We start from the raw sequence: 16,862 nt of genomic DNA, 5'->3' as shown, positions 1-16,862 counted from the left end.
TCGGTCAGTCGGTCGATGTGTCCAATGGCCAAGTCGGTGGAGTCGAAGCACAGAGATCGCAGGGCTCCAAGCTGGAGGAGAACCGGATGTTCCGGAGCGAGTCCGCTGGTTTCGAGAACCATGTCGGCCAGATCGAGGTTGCCCCGTTGCAGGGCGAACAGGCAGACCTCGCCGGCCCAGGCCGGATCAAGATCAACTCCCTGTGGGTGATTTTTCCAGAGCCGGACAACGGTCTCCATGTCCCCGAAGCTGATGGCCTGGATGGTTTCGATGAATTCATCGACCCGCGCAGTACTGGCCGGTGACGTGACCGGGCTGAACGATTTCCCGGCTTTGGGGGCCAGAGAGGAACACAGGCTGGCGGCCTGCCTGTCCCAAGGCAAAAGCTGCCAACGCCAATGGGCTATTTCCCAGGTCAAAGTGCTCAGTTCGCCGTTCAGGGAAGAACGCAAGATGGTCTGCAGATGATGCAGGAGTATGCCCCGTCCGGCCACGCCGACTGCCCAGTCAGGGCAGAGACGGCGGAGATGGGAGAGTGTTAAAGATGAGGGATGATTCATGACGGAAACGATGTCAGGAAATCCGGAAGATACATCCGTTTTATACCTTGAAAATCATTGCCGAGCATGGTGTCCATGCTCAAAACCATTTTCGGGTAGTTGTCATCCACCGCCAGCAAGGGCGAGAATTCTCGATCCATGGTTTCCGGAGAGGCCAGAAGATACGTGACTTGAATGTAGAGTTTCTGGTTTTCCCGTGTGGCAATGAAGTCGATTTCCCGATCACCGATTTTTCCTATGGAGACCTCATACTGCCGCCGCAAAAGTTCAAGATAAACAACATTTTCCAATATCTGGGCGATATCTGTTTCTCGGAAGCCGAGCACGGCATGACGGAGCCCGGTATCGCCAAGATAGTATTTTTCATACAGTTCGAGATATCGTCGTCCTTTTATATCATACCGTGGGGCCTTGTGAGCAATCAAGGCGTCCTGAAAATATCGAAGATAGTTGGCGACAGTGTCCACTCCGATTCGAAGATGCTGTGATTTCAGAAAGCTGGCAATGCTGTTTGCCGAAAAAATTTGACCGATGTTGTCAAACAGGAAAAAGGCGATGCGCTCCAAAAGATTCACCTGACGAATGGAATGCCTGGAGACGATATCCTTCAGGAGGATGGTGCTGTAAATGCCTTTGAGATATTGGAAAATGATCTCGTCGTTCAAATACATGTGATGAATTCCCGGAAGCCCGCCATATCGAAGATAGCGCCTGAATTCTTCATCCATAGGGCCACATTGAGAGTCCCGAAAAGCCATGAACTCGGAAAAGGACAAAGAATAGACTGGAAATTCAACGAAGCGGCCGGAAAGCTTGGTCGCCAATTCGACGGAGAACATGCTGGCATTGGAGCCGGTGATGACGATGTCGATATCTCCACGGCCCAGGATGGAGGCCACGGCCCGCTCCCAATGTTCAATTTCCTGGATCTCGTCCACAAGAAGCGCCTTGGGGCCGGCGAGATCACCGAAGTATGCGATTGAGTGCCGATACAAATCGGTTGCCGTGGCTAAAAAATCAAACTCCAGAGACTCTTTGTCGATAAGGAGGATATTTTCTTCCTGAAGCCCCGAGGCAATCAGAGCCTCTTTGATTATCCGCAACAAACAGCTTTTGCCCACCCTGCGCATTCCTGTGATAACCTTGACCACGGGCTTTCCAAAAAAAGGGCGGATACGGTTCAGGTAATAGTCTCGACTGTAGATGATATTTTTCATTTTATTGTTCACAGTTTCAACTATATGCGAATCTTTTGGCTGGGTCAATTGTTTTGGGCAGGTATAACGGAACTTGATTCAACGCAGGTGTGTTGGCAGTCATCGCGCAGCGACCGACACGATTGGTCAAATGCCGCTGAGAAAGGGAAGAAAGGGCAAGGTTGATGGTTCATGGATGATGTCTGGTTGGAGAAGGTGGCGCCTGTGCGGCGTTCTCGGTGGATGATGAGCTTCCAGCCCTCATTTTTGTTACGTTTTCCATACCGTTAGCGAAGCGTTGCAAGAATGGATGAGAATCGGTTGAAGCCCATGTGAAATCTGCCTGCGTGCAGGGTCCCCTCCCTGGCAATGGCGGCGCGGGTCTCTTCCCGGTTGCGCAGCAGGTCCACGGCTGCGGCCAGCGCCTCCAGGACCGACTGCTCGCTGAAGGCGTCGAAGAGGTAGGCGTGGCGCATGTGCTCGATGCGGTTCTCGAAGGGCAGGACCGGCCGGTCGAGGAAGGCCATCCCCTGCCCGGCCAGGGCCTCCCAGGTCCGCGAGTCGCCGTCCCAGTCATTGGGCAGCACGGTGAACACGATCTTCGAAGCGTTCAGCGTCCGGTAGTAGGCCGCCCAGGGGGAGTCGTCCGCCGCCTTGGTGATGGACTGGCGTCCGACCACGCCGTCGGTGGTGGTCACGCCCATGTTCACGCGCAGGCCGCCGAAGTCGTAGCCGGCAATGATGTCCCTGACCGTCTTGCGCTTGCCGCCCACGTCCTCCGGGAACATGTAGGAGATGTCGAATCGGTACTCCTTGGACCGGAAGCCGGGGCTGAAATACGACTTCAGCGCGCCGTAGGCGATGGGGTGGACCGTGTGCTCGCCGATGCGGATGCACCGCGCGCTTTGCGGGACCTCGCGGGGCCAGGACCGCTTGAAGTAGCGGTGCGACCGGGCGAGTTTGTCCATCTCGATCTGCGGGCTGTCCTTGAAGTCCAGGTACACGAGCTTGCGGTACAGGCCCCGCTCCCGGATGAACGTCTTTATATCCTCGTCGAAGAAGTGCTCGTCCTCGAACTGGAGGATGTAGTCGCAGGACTCCAGCGCGGCGAATATGTCCGGGGCGGTCTCGGTCACCGCCCGGCCCATGACGGATTCCGCCCGGTTGAAGGAGAGGTCGAGCTCCCGATGCGCCAGAAGCCCCTCGGTGATCAGGATGCGCTCCCTCGCATTGGCCTGCTCGCTGGTCAGGAAGACGATGTGCATCACAGCCCGCCGTAGTAGTCGAAAACCTTCACCTGGTCGGGAGCCACCGGCATATGCCGCAGTTGCTCGTACACGTCGGTCTTCTTCCACTTGTCCAGGTTGTGCGGCTGGATCGCCTTCAGCTCGTTTCGGATGCCGGGCGAGGCCATCAGGTCCACGTCCATGAAGGCGGAGAGGTCTCCCATGACGCGCCCGGTGTCCAGCAGGAACTCCTCGTAGCGGATCACGAACCGGTTCGCGGCCGGGATCAGCTCGTGGTTCTCGATCCAGACGCGGTTCCAATCGAACCACTGGTCCCAGCAGTCCTTGAGGGTGAAGCGCATGCCGCCCGCCACCCGGTCCCTGGGGTTGAGGTGCCGGACAAGGGATTCGGCCACGGCATAGGGGTTGCGGATGACGAAGACGAACCGCGCCTCGGGGAACATATCCACGAGTTCGGGGATCTGGAACACGTATTCCGGGTACTTGTCGCCCCAGTAGGCCACCTCGGACGCGCCGAGGGTCATGGTGTCGTAGGACAGCGCCTGGAGAAATTCCCGCTTCCGGCCCTTGTCCGCCCACGCTTCGAGACGCCCGTCGTTGAAGTAGCCGAGGAGCGTCCGCTCGAAGCTGGCCAGGATTTTCTCGCCCTGCTCGTTGATGGGCATGCCGCGCGGGGCCTTGAGCATGTGGAGGACCTCCATGAACCGGGGCTGGCGGAAGGACCCTCGGTCGCGGATGTAGTTCCAGAAGAATAGGACCATGTATCGGAACACCGTGGCCTCGCTCCAGAAGAAGCCCTTCTCATGGAGTCCAAGCACCTTCGCCAGATACGTCGTGCCGGAACGCTGGCATCCCAGCATGATGACGGGTTGAGCCATCCCGTTGTTCATCAATCAATCCTCCGGAGAAATCAGATAGGCCAGTGTGTCCAGCCCATGATAATGAAATTGATAGCCATAGGCCCGCAGCAGCCGCTCGCAAAGTTGTTTTTGTTTTCCAAGCTTGTCGGATTCATAGTTGATGAGGGACGGCTTGTAGTGTTCGAAATTTATCATTTTAATGATGTTGAAGTCATACCCTTCGACATCGATGGAGAACAGGTCGACCTTCGCCATCTTGTGTTTGTAGAGGAGGTCATCCAGGGTGATGGCGTCCACCTTCACGGGGACCGTACCGCCACACGCTTGGCGGTTGGCGAATGCCTGCGGCTTGACTTCGAGAAAGTATTCGTCCGGCATGAGCGAGGAACCCATTCCGAGCTCGCCGCAGGTGTTCAGTATCACCGTGCCCGGTGTCTCGGCGATGGCCGCGTTTTCAAAGGCCAGGCCGTCCTGCCCGGCGAAATTCCTAACCAGTTCGTCAAATCGGTTTTTCTGGGGTTCGACCAGCACACCCTTCCAACCGTATTCCTTGATGAAAGGGTAAATTGGATCGCCCGTCATGCCATCGTTGGCTCCGATCACGACAAAGAGGAAATCGGGAATAGTTTTGGCGAAACTCTTCACTATTTCATTAAATGTCTGTATCATTGAATAGAACCTTTAGAATATGTGATTTTCAGATTGAATTCGCCTTTTTAAGTTATTTTAGTAATTAAATATCTGTTAAATAATGTTTCATAATTTATGAAATAATAATATAATAATTGTATACGAATAATTAATCATTATCATTTTTATTTTTTAATGCATATATTATATAATTTTCAATATATTTTTCAAACGTAACAATTTTGTTGTTTACATTGTATTTTTTATTACTATATCGCAAATTAAATTGACTTATTATATATGGGTGAATTGGTACGTTGTAGTCATGTCCGAGATCTTCTAAGTCAGAAATGCTTTTGTTTTTTAATTTTTCAAGTCCAAATTTTTCAAGTATTGTGTTTGCAACATCAAGAAGTACTGTATTTGTAGGGTGGTTGAATGATCGAAACATGTGTTTGTGTGAAAGATTCACTTTAAATACACTGGAAAAATTGTAATCCCGTGAATTGTGGTGTTCACGATAATAGTTGAGTATCTTAATCAGTAGTGCGTCGAAATCAATGATTTTTGATAGATCGAGTGATGCATATTCTTCCGCAAGTTGCTTCGGTGTTTTGTTTTTCACAGTCATTAGATCAAAGACTTTTGAGTCTCCATATGGGAACATTCCATGGATTTGACCTTCATTTTGTTTGTTGAAAGGATTCCGGCAATGAAAAGGCCAAAATAGTTCGCACTTAAATTTTGGAATGCAAAAACAAATACAGTCTGGTGGAAGCTTTTTTATGATCGAGTTTGTGCTCGCGTTGTCCCACTTCTCTGATAATTCTTGATATATAAATAAGTTGCATATTTCTAATTCACGGTCTGTTGGGACTTCATTGCAAAAATTTTGAAAAGCTTTCGCTCTGAATAACTGATTAAATTTTTTTGATTTTCGAAGTATGGATAAAAGCTTTGGACCTTGGCAATTAGTATAAATTATGCATTCGACAGCTGTACTACGCGTTCCTTGCAACATCATCATCCTGCCTAGGCGGGCTTACTGTTATTTGCTCGAATCGTCATGCCCGGTGGTTGACTGGATTCAGCCCCTTGAGAGACGGCTGTCAGCGTCTTGCCACCATTGTGAAAATTCCCGAGAACCCGCCACCGAGGATGCCGTGGTGGAGGGATGTTTCGTAGACCATTTCGACCGTTGAAAAACCGCTCTCCTTGGCGCGTTCGAGAATGTTCCAGCCAGGAATCTCGAAGGCGAGGCTTCCCTTTGGGTCCACAGGGTTGCCGTGGTATTGCGGTTCGTCGAGGTGCTCTATTCCACTTTCGGTCAACCGTGCCTTGATGATCGACTGGGCGTTCCCCATGGCGAATGGAAACGTGGTCACGAGTGCTCCATCCGGTCGGAGTATCCTCGCCATTTCGCGCAGGCAGAGGTCCACGTCCGGGACGTGTTCCAGCACGTCGTTGACCACCACCGCGTCGAACGCGCCGTCGGGAAAGCTCAGTTTCTGCAGGTTCTCGTGCCGGATGGGATAGAGGGCGGCCTGGTCCTTGGGCGACGGGGCATACTCCGAGCCGATGAACTTCGCGTAGCGGCCGCGCAGCAGCAGGGCGAAATCGGTGACCGCCTCCGGGGCGTATATCCGCATCTCCCTGTCGGGCCGTTCCGCCTGGAAGCGGCTCAGTTCGAGCCAGACCGCTCGCTGGCGGCTGTTCAGCCCGCCGTGGCAAAGCCCCTCGCGGTAGTTGGGGCCGAACTGGATTTCGTCCGGGGCGACATGGCGCAGGTGGAAGGGGCAGTGGAACCCTTGACGCCGTATGACGTCTACGAGGGCTGCGAGATATTCCGGCGTATTGATGAACTTATTTTGGGAAAAGTAGTTTTTCCACACGGCGTGGCTGGAGAACCTGGCCAGTATTTCCGCGGGGTACCCCGTGCCGGGCAGGGTCGCTTCGCTGTGCAGGACGGTGTCCCTCCGGACCTGGATCGGCATGAATCCTCCAATGGCATTCGTCCGGGTGTGTTCCTGGCTGTTGCGGATCATAAGGCGTACTTCCCGTAGTCGGTGCTGTAGCCGAAGTAATCGAAGTCGATGGCATAGAACAGCATGAGCTTTTTCAGCAGGTTCTCGGGCAGCACGTTCCTTTCCTGGAGCTCGGCCTTGTTGATCCTCTGGATGCGTCCGCCCCGCTCCCTGTCCAGGCCGATGCCCTCGCAGAGCCGGTCGATGTCGTTCTTGATGTTTTCCAGCTTGCAGATGAAATCGATCTTCAGCAGGGGGCCTCTGCTGCTCTCCCTGATCCAGCTGATCTGCCTGCGGAACATCCGGTCCGGCTTGACCTTGCCGGTCCACCAGCCGGACTCGATGAACTGCTGGTAGGTCTGGAACTGGACGAACTTTTCGTGGCCGGGCCAGTGCGGCCAAGTTTTTAGGAACTTGTACGTGGAAAAGAGCCTGTCGTAGGGATTCCGCACGAAAGTGAACGTCTTGTATTCCTCGAAGATCGCGTCTCCGACCACGGACTTGATCTCTTGGGCGGTGGAATGCTTCCAGATCTTGAACCGCTTTAAGAATTCCGGCTGGATCGCCTCGCCCAGCTGGGTTGCCCCGATCTCCAGGTCGCAATACCGGCTGTATCTGGAGAAGAACAGGGCCACGGACGTTCCGGCGGTCTTTGGGATATGTATGAAAATGAATTTCTTACTGTTGTTGATTATGCACATTGTCAACCTTCGTTTGGGGAAGTGGCCTTTTTGCTAGAACGTCCGGACCTGGACGTTGCCTTGCCCCCGTTTCTGCGGGCCAGGCGGTCTAGGCCGGCGAAAACCTCGGCGAGCCAGTCGGGGGCCTCTTCGGGACGAGCGCGGTGCAGGGCGTACTCGCGGCTGCTGATGGGGCCGAGACGGCCCACGCGCATGCCCGTCAGGCGCAGCACCGGGGCCAGCTCGCGCAGCTCCTCCGGGGTGGGCTGGGCCAATTCGGCCGCCGGGGGCAGGGCCTCGGCGACGAGTTCGCCCATCTTGGCGTCCAGGGCGTGGAACCCCTCGAGCTCGTTGATGTCGATGTACATCTGGCTGACGGCGGAGAGCTGTTCCAGCGCGCCGGGCACGTCGCCCAGCGCCTTCTTGACGTCGGCCAGGGCGGTGCGCAGCCGGACCCTGGTGGACATGTCGTTTTCAAGTTTGAGGGCGCGTTCCAGGCTCCGCTGCGCCTGCTCCCTCCCTCCGGCGGCGAACTGCAGGGTGCCCAGCTCCTCCATGAAGAAGACGTCGAACAGGTCCCTGGACGCCAGGTCGTCGAGCAGCTTGAGGGCGATACCCTTCCTGCCGAAGGCGAGCAGGCAGCGCGCCTGGGTGATGGTGAATTCCTGTCTCCCGGTTTCACTCTCCGGGGTCCGGGCGAGGGTGGCCTGTGCCTCCCTGGCCTTGCCCTGGGCGAGATAGGTCCTGGCCAGGCCGATGTAGCCCTCGGCCGCGCCGGGGTACAGCTCGATGACCCGGCGGAACTCCGACTGGGCCTCGGCCAACCGGCCGCTTTCCAGACCCACGTAGCCCCCGGACACGAGGTCGAAGAAGCGCATGTCCCGGACCTGGGGGAACTCGGCGATGGACTCGGCCGGGAACATGGTGCCCAGCAGGATCCTGCTGACGCTCTCCCGCGAGTGCCGTTCCCGGATGTGGTCGTAGCCGTTGCGGGACAGCCGCTCCCACAGCTCCCGGTCGTTGTACAGCCGGGCGACGGCTTTGGCGAAGGACGCCGGGTCGTCGGCCAGGAGCACGTTCTTCTCGTGGGTCAGGCCGATGCCCTCCGCGCCCACGGTGGTGGACACGTTGGGGGTGCCGTAGCCCATGGCCCGGCAGAGCTTGCCCTTGATGCCCGCGCCGTAGTTGATGGGCACCAAACCCACGCGCATCCTGCTCAGGTACGGTTCGAGCTTGGGGACCCATCCGGTGATGACGGTGTGCTCGTCGGCCAGCTTCTTGAGGGAGTCCGGCGGCCCGTCGCCCACCATGTACAGGAGCACGTCGCCCAGCTCCTTGCGGATGTGGGGCAGGATCTCGCTCATCAGGTACATGGCCGCGTCCAGGTTCGGGGCATGGCGGAAACCGGCCAGGAAGACCAGCCCCTCGCGCTCGTCGAAGCCGGGCACGTCCTTGGACAGCGGGAAGGTGTCCGGGACGTAGGCCGCCTGGCGGATGCCCAGGCCGCGTTGCAGAAAATCGCTCTCCTCGGCGGTGGCGGTGAACACGCAGTCGGTCTGGCGGTAGGTGGCGAGTTCCTGGGCCTTGCCCTCGGCATAGTCCACCCAGCGGGACGGGGAACCGCCGGAGCGGCGGCACTCGCGCCCCTTGCGCAGGAAATGCAGATCCACGGAGTCCATGAAGATGCGCATGCGCAGCCCCAGGGCCTTGATGTGGTTCAGGACAAACCCGCCCTCGCGGTGGCTGAACAGGAGCGCGGCCTCGAAGTCGCGCCCGGTCAGCACCCGCTGGATGGGCGGCAGGGTCTGGGAAACGTCCATCTTGGAGGGCTGGAAGGCGTTGAGGCCGTGCACGACCACGCCCATGCGCCGGAGCCGCTCCACGTAGGGGACCAGCGAGACGTCCGGCGGACGCTCGGTGACGTTGCGCGCCAAGTAGGTGACCTGGTGGCCGGACTCCACGAGATATTGCAGGAAATGGTAGAAGCGCAGCGCACCGCCCTGGCGGTCGTACTGGGGCGGTTCGTCCGCCGCGGCCAGGACCTGGGGTTTGCCCCGGAACCTGCGGTCGATGAGCGCGCGGACGTTGGCGCCGGTCTTGGGCCCGGGCGCGGGCTGCTTCCTGAGTTCGGCAGCCCACTTCTCGATGAATTTCTCGCGGTTGATCTCTTGGAACCGCTTGAACCCCTTGGTCACGTCCGTCCCGGCGGTTTTGCCCTCGTGGTGCACGACCACGCTGCGCGGCTCGTAGAAGACCTTGAGCCCCTTCTCGCGGACGGTGAAGCAGAGGTCGGTGTCCTCGTAGTAGGCGGGCTGGTAACGGGCGTCGAAGCCTCCCAGCTCGCGGAACAGGGCCGCGCGGACCATGAGGGCTGCGCCCGAGCAGTAGTCCACCTCGCGGAAGGAACAGTATTCCGGGTGCTTGGGATTGTCGAACTTGCCGAAATTGGTGCCGCTGGCGTCGGTGTATATGATCCCTCCGGCCTCCTGGAGCGTGCCGTCGGGATAAACCAGCTTGCAGCCCACGGCGCCCGCTCCCGGTTCGGCCATGGTCTCCACCAGGGGCGGGAGCCAGCCGGGCTGGACCTCGGTGTCGTTGTTCAAAAAGATGACGTATTTGCCTTCCACGCTGTCCAGGGCGCAATTGTTGCCGCCCACGAACCCGAGGTTCTCCTCGTTGCGGATGACCTTGACGTTGGGGTGGCTTGCGGTGAACTCGGCGAGCATCTCCGGCGTGGAGTCGCTGGAGGCGTTGTCCACGACGATAAGCTCGAAGCGGCTCTTGTCCGTGTTGGCATAGAGTGACCTAAGGCACTGTTTTGTATACGCTACCTTGTTGTAGCACAGGACGATGATGCTGACCTGGGTCGCCATGGGCTCCTCACTTTTGCAGGGGGACAATGGGTTGCTCCACAACCTGAAGCCCTCCGATATTGACTGACAGAATTCTTGGATCGGGACCGATTCCGGCGGCGCAGGGCGACGAGGCGAAGCTGCTGCGGAGCGTCAGGGTCAAGGTCCTTTGCCCGGTTTGGGGCAATCCAAGCAAGATTTGTTCCGCCCTGTCGCCGGTCAACGTAACCGAGGTCTCGCCGTGGCCGTCCAGGGATATGTTCAGGGAGAGCTGCCCCGTAGGCGACGAGTCGAGCAGGGTGGACCGGGCGTTGAACGAGAACACGAGGGTGCCGGTGGCCTTGGAGGCGTCCACCAGAATGATCCCCTGTCGTCCCATCCAGGCCCCCTGGTCTTTGACGACCTCGAATCCGGCGCCGAGCGCGGCCAGAGGTTCGCGTGCGGAAAGGGCCGCACAGCCGGGGCCGGACCATTCTAGGAACCGGGAATAGAGGGCCGCGCCACGCTCGGACAGACCGTGCGCCCTGGCGGCGAGCAGGCTGTACCCGCTGTCCGACGCGGCCGGGCGGATCATGGCCAGCGCCTCCCGGACCTGGTCGGGGGTCGCTTGCAGCCCGAATCCATGGAGCAGCCGTGTCAGATCGCCCTGCGGGTCGCGGCGCAGGACGTCGAAGTGGACGGCTATGTCCCTGGCCGGGTCGAAGTCGCGCTCAATGTGCTCGTAGTATCGCTGCCACAGGGCCAGCCCGGCGATGATGGAGCTACCGGAACGTCGTTGAAGGGACAGGGCCACGTCCAGCGGGTTGCGTAGACAGACCAGGAACCGCGCACCGGGGAACAGGGATCGCCAGAATCCCATGAACAGGCTTGCCCTGGGGTCCTTGAACCCCCAGGTGTCGTGGCCCCGGTAGCGCGAGGCGGTCATTCGGGCGTCCTCGGTCAGGGCCACGGACCGTTCCCAGGCCGGGGCGGGGTCGGCGGGCGGCGGGGCGTCCCACCCGAACCCGGCGCGGACCAGCGCGTTCTCGTGCATGTTCACGATCTCGTGGTTCTCGTAGAACCCGGTGGGGTTGTCGTCCTGGTGCAGCATGAGCAAACTCTCCGGGCTGACGTCGAGCCCGCAGGCGGAGAGCAGTCCGGCCACCAGCGAGGTGCCGGAGCGGTGCATTCCGCAGATGATCAGGGGGGGGGTATCCATCTCTTCGCTCCTTTACTATTCCGTCGTGGCCGGGACCAGCCGGTGGAGCACTTCGCTCCAGGCCGCGAGAAACCTGTCCACGTTGAAAATGTCCATTGCGTCCAGCCGGGCGGCGCGGGACATTCGCCGCCACAGGTCCACGTCGGTCTTGAGCAGCAGCAACCGGTCCGCCATCTCTTCCGGGGAATCGGTCATGAACCCGTTGACGCCGTCCCGGATGTAGGCCTCCGCGTCCTCGGTCCGCCGGACCACAGGGACCGCCCCGGTGGTCATGGCCTCGATCAGCACCCTGGGCAGGGGCTGTTCGGCGCACGGGTTGAGAAACAGGGAGAAGTCCCGAAGGTAGGCCGCGCAGCCCTGGAGCGCGACCAGGCCCCGCTCGTTGGTTCCCTCGGCGTATCCAGGATAGACCGGGGGCGGGGAGAACCGTTTCACTTCGCAACGACCCGCCAGCCGGGCCTGAATTTGTGAAAGCCATTCGTCCGCTTCGCCGTCCTGCGCAAAGGCCTCTTCGGGCAGGGTCAGACAGTCTCCGGTGCAACGGCCGGGCGAAAAATCCAAGGGGGTGAGGCCGGGGAGGATTACCGAACAGTCTTCGAACCCCCAAAGCCGGGCCGAGGCCTGCGAGTCGCAGATCACATGGACACCCGCGAGCCGTTCGCGCAGGGCGGCGAGACCGTCCGCGGCCGGACCGGGCGGGAGTCCGTGGCACACGGCCACGCGGGGCAGGGGCGCGGCGAGACGAAGCAGCTCGTCGAGCCGTCTCGCCTCTTCGGAACCGGACTGCGCGACCCGTCCGTCAAAGTCGAGAATGGCCGCGTCGCATAGCGCCCGGACCGCGTCTTCGGCGGAGACCGTCCGCGCCATGCGGGGCAGTGGGCGTAGGGAATGGTCCCAGCCGCCGTATTCGGCGGCGAGAAGAAATTCGTGCCCCAGCTTGAACAGCTCGCGCTGGTACGGAGCGTTCAGCGCACGGGTGAAGATGCGCAGAGGATGCGCAAGACGGATGGACACCGGGGGCGGGAATCCATTTGCGAGCCGCGCCCTGAGGGTCCTGACCTCGTCCGAGTCGCGCTGTCCCGACCCCTTGGCGAGCAGGGACCTGGTTCGCCACTGGCAGTATTGCCGGTCCACCCGGGGGAGGTCCGGGTGCTTGTCCAGCAGCCGGTTCCAGTTGCGGATGTTGGCCAGCAGCTTGTTGTCGTTGTGCGCGCTGTCCCGGTGGCGGATGTGTACGCCCACTGAACCCTTGATGAAGCGGATTCGCTTGCCGCTGAAATACAGTCGCGCGCCCATCTCGAAGTCCTCGTTGCCGTACCCGGAGTCCTTGCGGCTGGAATAGCCGAATGCTTCGTCGAAATAGTTCCCCTCCAGAGTGGATTTGCGGAACGAGACATTGCGGGTGATGAAATTGAAGACGCTATATTCGTCGAGGACCATCTGCCGGTATCCCGAGACCAGGGGGCGGGCGAGCCGCCGCTCCACGATCCTCCCGTCCGCCTCGCAGGCCGTGACCCACTCCTCCGCCATCTCGCCGTCCATGTCGAAGAGCGAAAAGCCGATCACCGCGTCGCAATCGCCGTTGCGGTAGGCCCGCAGGTGAGCGCCCAGGCTTCCGGTGGAGAAGTGTACGTCGCCGTCCGCCACGAGCACGATCTCGGCCTTGGCCGCCTCGATGCCCCGGTTGCGCGAGACGCAGTTGCCCCGGTTGGATTCGTTGCGCAGGACGCGCACGGTCATGAACCGGTTGAGCAACCCGGCGGACCGGATCTCCCGAAGCCACCGCTCCACCTCGTCCACGGCGTCGTCCGGGGAGGCGTCGTCCACCAGCACGACCTCATAGGGGCGGGCCAGGTTTTGGCCGTTCAGTCCCTGGAGAAAGGAGATCATCTCCTTGGCCTTGCGGTAGATGATGCTGACCACGGAGATGCACGGCCCGTTGTCCGGCGCTGTTTCCGGGAAATACCGTCTGTTGCTGAACGGGACGTTTCGGGCCGCGCGGTCCAGTAGGGCCCGCAGGATCGGCAGAGAGGAATGCGGATCGGCAAAGGGATGGTGCAGCAGCCGCCGGGGCCGCTCGGATTCCTGCCAGCGCAGGAACCGTCCGCCATCGGTGGTGAAGGCGCATAACCGGTCGAGCGGGAATGTGTCCGTATCCGGCAGACCGTCCAGGTCGGCCTGCGGATCGTCCCCGACGTAGACCGCGCTGCGGCCGGTGAGGGCCGACAGGGCCTTCCCGTCGCGGAGCAGGGTGGCTCCGGTTGCGCCGAAAAACAGAACGTCCGGAAGATCGCCGTCCAGAGAGCCCAAGACCGGCACCGGCCCGCCGTGCGCGGTTTCGAGCCAGGACCGCACTCTGCCCAGGGTTCCCTCCAGCTCTGCGGGCGAGGCCAGGATTGCCGGGCGCGCGGCGCTCGCACCGATGAACCGGTCGCTGAAAAAACCCAGGGCGCGGGGCGAGGGCGAGCGCCCTTCTGGCAGCCCGTGGCCCACGAAATGGCGCAAGGGCGGAATCCCGGCCTGCAGGACGTCGTCGTTGGCTTCCAGGTAGTAAAGGGTGTCGAAATCCGGGCCGGGATCGTAATACAGGACTTCCCCGTAGCGGTTGAAATGCTCTAGTGCAAAATATCGAAGCCGGGTCACCTCCGGGTAGGACTGGCGGTAGTGGGCGGGGTCGAAAAAGGGGTGGGGACGGGCCGTCTCGCCGGCGGACAGGTAGTGGGCCAGGAGGTCGGAAACACCTTCCGTACCGGCGGCGGCCTCCCCGGTGTAATAGTTCTTGTCGAACAGCCAGCATTCTCCGAGGACCTCGTGGGCCCGCTGCGTCAGGGCGAGTTGCGCTTCCCGCCGCACAGGGGCCAGGCCGGGGTTGCGCTCCAACATGGAGAATACCCTGTCGATGGACCCCACCCCTGCCTCGATTCTGGGTTCGGCAAAGGCGCACGCCCGGCGAGCCGCGCTCCCCAGCCGGTCCACGGCGTCAGCAAGCTCGGTCCAACGGGACGCAAAACGGTCGTCCTGCCCGTCTCCGGCAATCTCCGCCGCCAGTTCCCCTGCGCGCTTGTGCAGAGTCGCCAGCTCGCCGGGCAGACGCATGTAGCCGACCAGACCCTCCACGGCGTCAAGTTCGTCCGCCGCTCGTCTGGCCTGGTCGCGGAGCAGCCCGCACAGACCTTCCAAGGCGGGGCCAATGTTGTCTGCAAGGGCGGGGTCGCCTCCGGCCACGGTCCGCAGCCCCTGTTCAAGGGCCGCGCACAGCTCCATGGCCCGCTCGTGCAGCATGATCAGCCGTGGATGGGGCAACCGGAGAAGGCGCAGCTCCCGGATGTCCCGGAGGATGCGGTCGCGGAGGGCGAAGCGTTCGCCTCCTGTGGTGACGGAGCGTTCCGGCACGGCTCAGTCCTCCCCTCGGGACGCGAACGGGCGGGAGGACTCCATGATGAAATCACAGGCCCTGCGGCAGCAGTCGGCGTCGTGGTGGGCGAAGGTTTTATCGGCTCTGGTTCGGTAGGGTTCGGGCATGACGCCGTCTGCGTCCATGGCCGCTTCCAGATCGCGGAACAGGGCGTCGCGGTCGCGGCAGACCGGGCCGAAGCCCATGGTTTTGTAGTTGATGTAGCCGCTTATCCATCTCTGGCTTCGGGTGAAATCGTCTTTGCTTTCGTATTGATAATAGATGACGGGTTTTCGCATATAAGCCATGTCATAGGCCACTGATGAGAAGTCAGTGATCATGACTTTACAGCGCTGCATGATGTTGATCATGGAACCATGATTTTTGGACCGTTTTTCTACAAAATCTGGGAAATGGAAGTCGTCGAGGTAGTCCTCGAAACCTGGGTGAGCGAAGAAAACTACGCGATAACCGTAGCGTGATGTCAGTTCAGCGATGCGTGGATCTTCAAATAACTCCTTCCACATGCGGACGAATTTCGAGGAACCAAAATGCGGATTTCTGGCACGCTTCTGCCCCTTGCCATCCCATTCCCCCACCAGGTCGGCCCGCCATGTGGGCATGATGAAGACGATGTTCTCCCTTTCCACCGGTTCCATCCATTTGTCGTAGCGCGGGAAGCCGCCCAGCCGGACTTCCTTGGCGGACATCACGTAGGGCGTGCCGTCGGCGGTGATGGATTTCGCCTCGTCGCGGGTGGCGGCCACGAACAGGTCGAAGGGGATGGAGTTGAACCAGCCGGAGACGTCGTCCTTGGTCACGCCATGGGGTAGGCAGACGAACTGCGGTTCGGGGAAATCAGTGAAGTACCGCTCTTCCAGGGGGCGGAAGATGTAGCAGTCCATCTGGCTGGAGACGAGCTTCGCGCAGTTCAGGTACAGGGCATGGTGTTCCATCTCGCCGTGGGCGACCAGCCGGAATCCCTCGGCCTCCAGTCTCGGCCAGTCGCGGGAATCGCGGGCCAGCACGTACCAGGCGTTGACCTCCGGATGGTGCGTCCGGACATAACGGTAGAGGTGCTCCGCGTTATCGTCCGCCTCGCAGTCCTTGTCGATGAACAGCCAGGCATCCCTGAATTTTTTCCGCACGGCGGGTGAAGCGGCCAGCCGGCGCAGGGCGCGGACGTCAGGGGGGAAGCCCGCGTCGTTCAGGGGCCTGGGCGCAAAGGCGGTGCGGAGCTGGGACGCGGTGTGGTTCAGCCCGGAATCCTGCCCGGCCACGGTCAGGGTGATGCGCTCGTCCCCGTCGGGCGGCAGCGGCAGCCAGAGGATGCGCTCGAAGATCACGTACCCGTCGCCCGTGTGCACGGTGCGGTTCTTGGCGTAGGCCGGTTCGGCGACCCCCTGGCCGGAGACGAACCGCTCCTCCGGAGCATTGTCGCAGAAGAGGTAACGCGCCCGGACCAGCCCGGCCTCGCGGTCGAGCTTGTCGAAGGAGACTTGGCGGCTCCAACCGTTGTTGCGGATAGCGTCGTACTGTCTTTCTTCCATAAAGCGACTGAAGATTATTTGCGATTCAATAAGTTTTGTGACTGCCAAAGGAGCCTGACTTTGCAATATGCCCCATAATCGGGCCAATCCTGCATAACGCGCTGGATTCGTCTTTAACGTAGGCATACAGCGCTGTAAAACTCCGTGTCGCTCGCTGATGCGCTGCATCACATCAATAACATTTTGAGCATCTTGTTCGTTACTTTTTCCGGACGATATTTGTGCTAGCAAGTGTCCTGGATAAAGTGCCAAATACTGGTCGAAAAAATCATCCGCAAGAGAAATCTGGTTCTTTTTTTTTGCTTCTACATAAAAAAGATCACAGCATCTGAAGTAATTTTCGTAATGGTCAGAAGTGTATATAGTATTTGATAGAGATTCTTTTCGTTTTATCCAAAAGTAGACTATGTCATCGATCCAAGCAACACGACTATATTGGAAAAACAGCTGAACATGCATATATATGTCATCGCCCGTGCGCATGTCTTCGCCGTGCAGTATCTTTCGTTTTTGTAAAAGACTGGTTGGCCAAAGCCATGTCCAATGGGCGCAGAGAAATGGGCTGACGCCCGTTTGAGGTGCGACTTCGCGAGGACTGAAAACTTCCGGTAAGCCTCTGGGGCGGAATTCGTGGTTGCGTAGCGTGCCGTCTTCCAGGATCTCCTTGTGGC

12 protein-coding genes are annotated in these 16,862 nt (G+C 59.6%); all 12 read right to left on the bottom strand.

All coding sequences use genetic code 11. The annotated features are described in order from the left end of the window. Window positions 1-560: hypothetical protein (locus tag EOM25_07600; protein ID NCC25049.1), on the bottom strand; the 560-nt coding region annotated here is incomplete at its 3' end. Next, window positions 557-1,765, bottom strand: a complete 1,209-nt coding sequence (locus EOM25_07595; protein ID NCC25048.1) for an ATP-binding protein — start codon at window positions 1,763-1,765, stop codon at window positions 557-559. The genes EOM25_07595 and EOM25_07600, both read right to left, overlap by 4 nt. A gap of 278 nt (window positions 1,766-2,043) precedes the next feature. After that, window positions 2,044-3,021, bottom strand: a complete 978-nt coding sequence (locus tag EOM25_07590) for a hypothetical protein (GenBank protein ID NCC25047.1) — start codon at window positions 3,019-3,021, stop codon at window positions 2,044-2,046. Then, window positions 3,021-3,893: a sulfotransferase gene (locus tag EOM25_07585; GenBank protein ID NCC25046.1), complete on the bottom strand. Its 873-nt coding sequence runs from the start codon at window positions 3,891-3,893 to the stop codon at window positions 3,021-3,023. The genes EOM25_07590 and EOM25_07585 overlap by 1 nt, the downstream gene beginning before the upstream one ends. A gap of 3 nt (window positions 3,894-3,896) precedes the next feature. Then, window positions 3,897-4,532: an FkbM family methyltransferase gene (locus tag EOM25_07580; GenBank protein ID NCC25045.1), complete on the bottom strand. Its 636-nt coding sequence runs from the start codon at window positions 4,530-4,532 to the stop codon at window positions 3,897-3,899. Between the two features lie 130 nt (window positions 4,533-4,662). Then, a complete protein-coding gene (locus EOM25_07575) occupies window positions 4,663-5,520 on the bottom strand; it encodes a hypothetical protein (protein ID NCC25044.1) in 858 nt (285 codons plus the stop codon). Window positions 5,521-5,602: 82 nt separating this feature from the next. After that, on the bottom strand, window positions 5,603-6,538 hold the full coding sequence (locus EOM25_07570) for a class I SAM-dependent methyltransferase (GenBank protein ID NCC25043.1): 936 nt from the start codon (window positions 6,536-6,538) through the stop codon (window positions 5,603-5,605). Beyond that, window positions 6,535-7,218, bottom strand: coding sequence for a hypothetical protein (locus EOM25_07565; GenBank protein NCC25042.1), 684 nt, complete (start codon window positions 7,216-7,218; stop codon window positions 6,535-6,537). The genes EOM25_07570 and EOM25_07565 overlap by 4 nt, the downstream gene beginning before the upstream one ends. 2 nt (window positions 7,219-7,220) lie before the next feature. After that, entirely contained in the window at window positions 7,221-10,070 is a 2,850-nt protein-coding gene (locus EOM25_07560) for a glycosyltransferase (protein ID NCC25041.1), read from the bottom strand. 7 nt (window positions 10,071-10,077) lie between these two features. After that, the gene (locus EOM25_07555; GenBank protein NCC25040.1) at window positions 10,078-11,247 is read right to left on the bottom strand and encodes a hypothetical protein; all 1,170 of its coding nucleotides are present in this window, start codon (window positions 11,245-11,247) and stop codon (window positions 10,078-10,080) included. Window positions 11,248-11,262: 15 nt separating this feature from the next. Next, entirely contained in the window at window positions 11,263-14,640 is a 3,378-nt protein-coding gene (locus EOM25_07550; GenBank protein NCC25039.1) for a glycosyltransferase, read from the bottom strand. 3 nt (window positions 14,641-14,643) lie between these two features. Beyond that, window positions 14,644-16,862: glycosyltransferase (locus tag EOM25_07545; GenBank protein ID NCC25038.1), on the bottom strand; the 2,219-nt coding region annotated here is incomplete at its 5' end.

Source organism: Deltaproteobacteria bacterium (assembly GCA_009929795.1).
Lineage (GTDB): Bacteria > Desulfobacterota > Desulfovibrionia > Desulfovibrionales > Desulfomicrobiaceae > RZZR01.
This window is presented reverse-complemented; position numbering and strand designations above follow the sequence as displayed.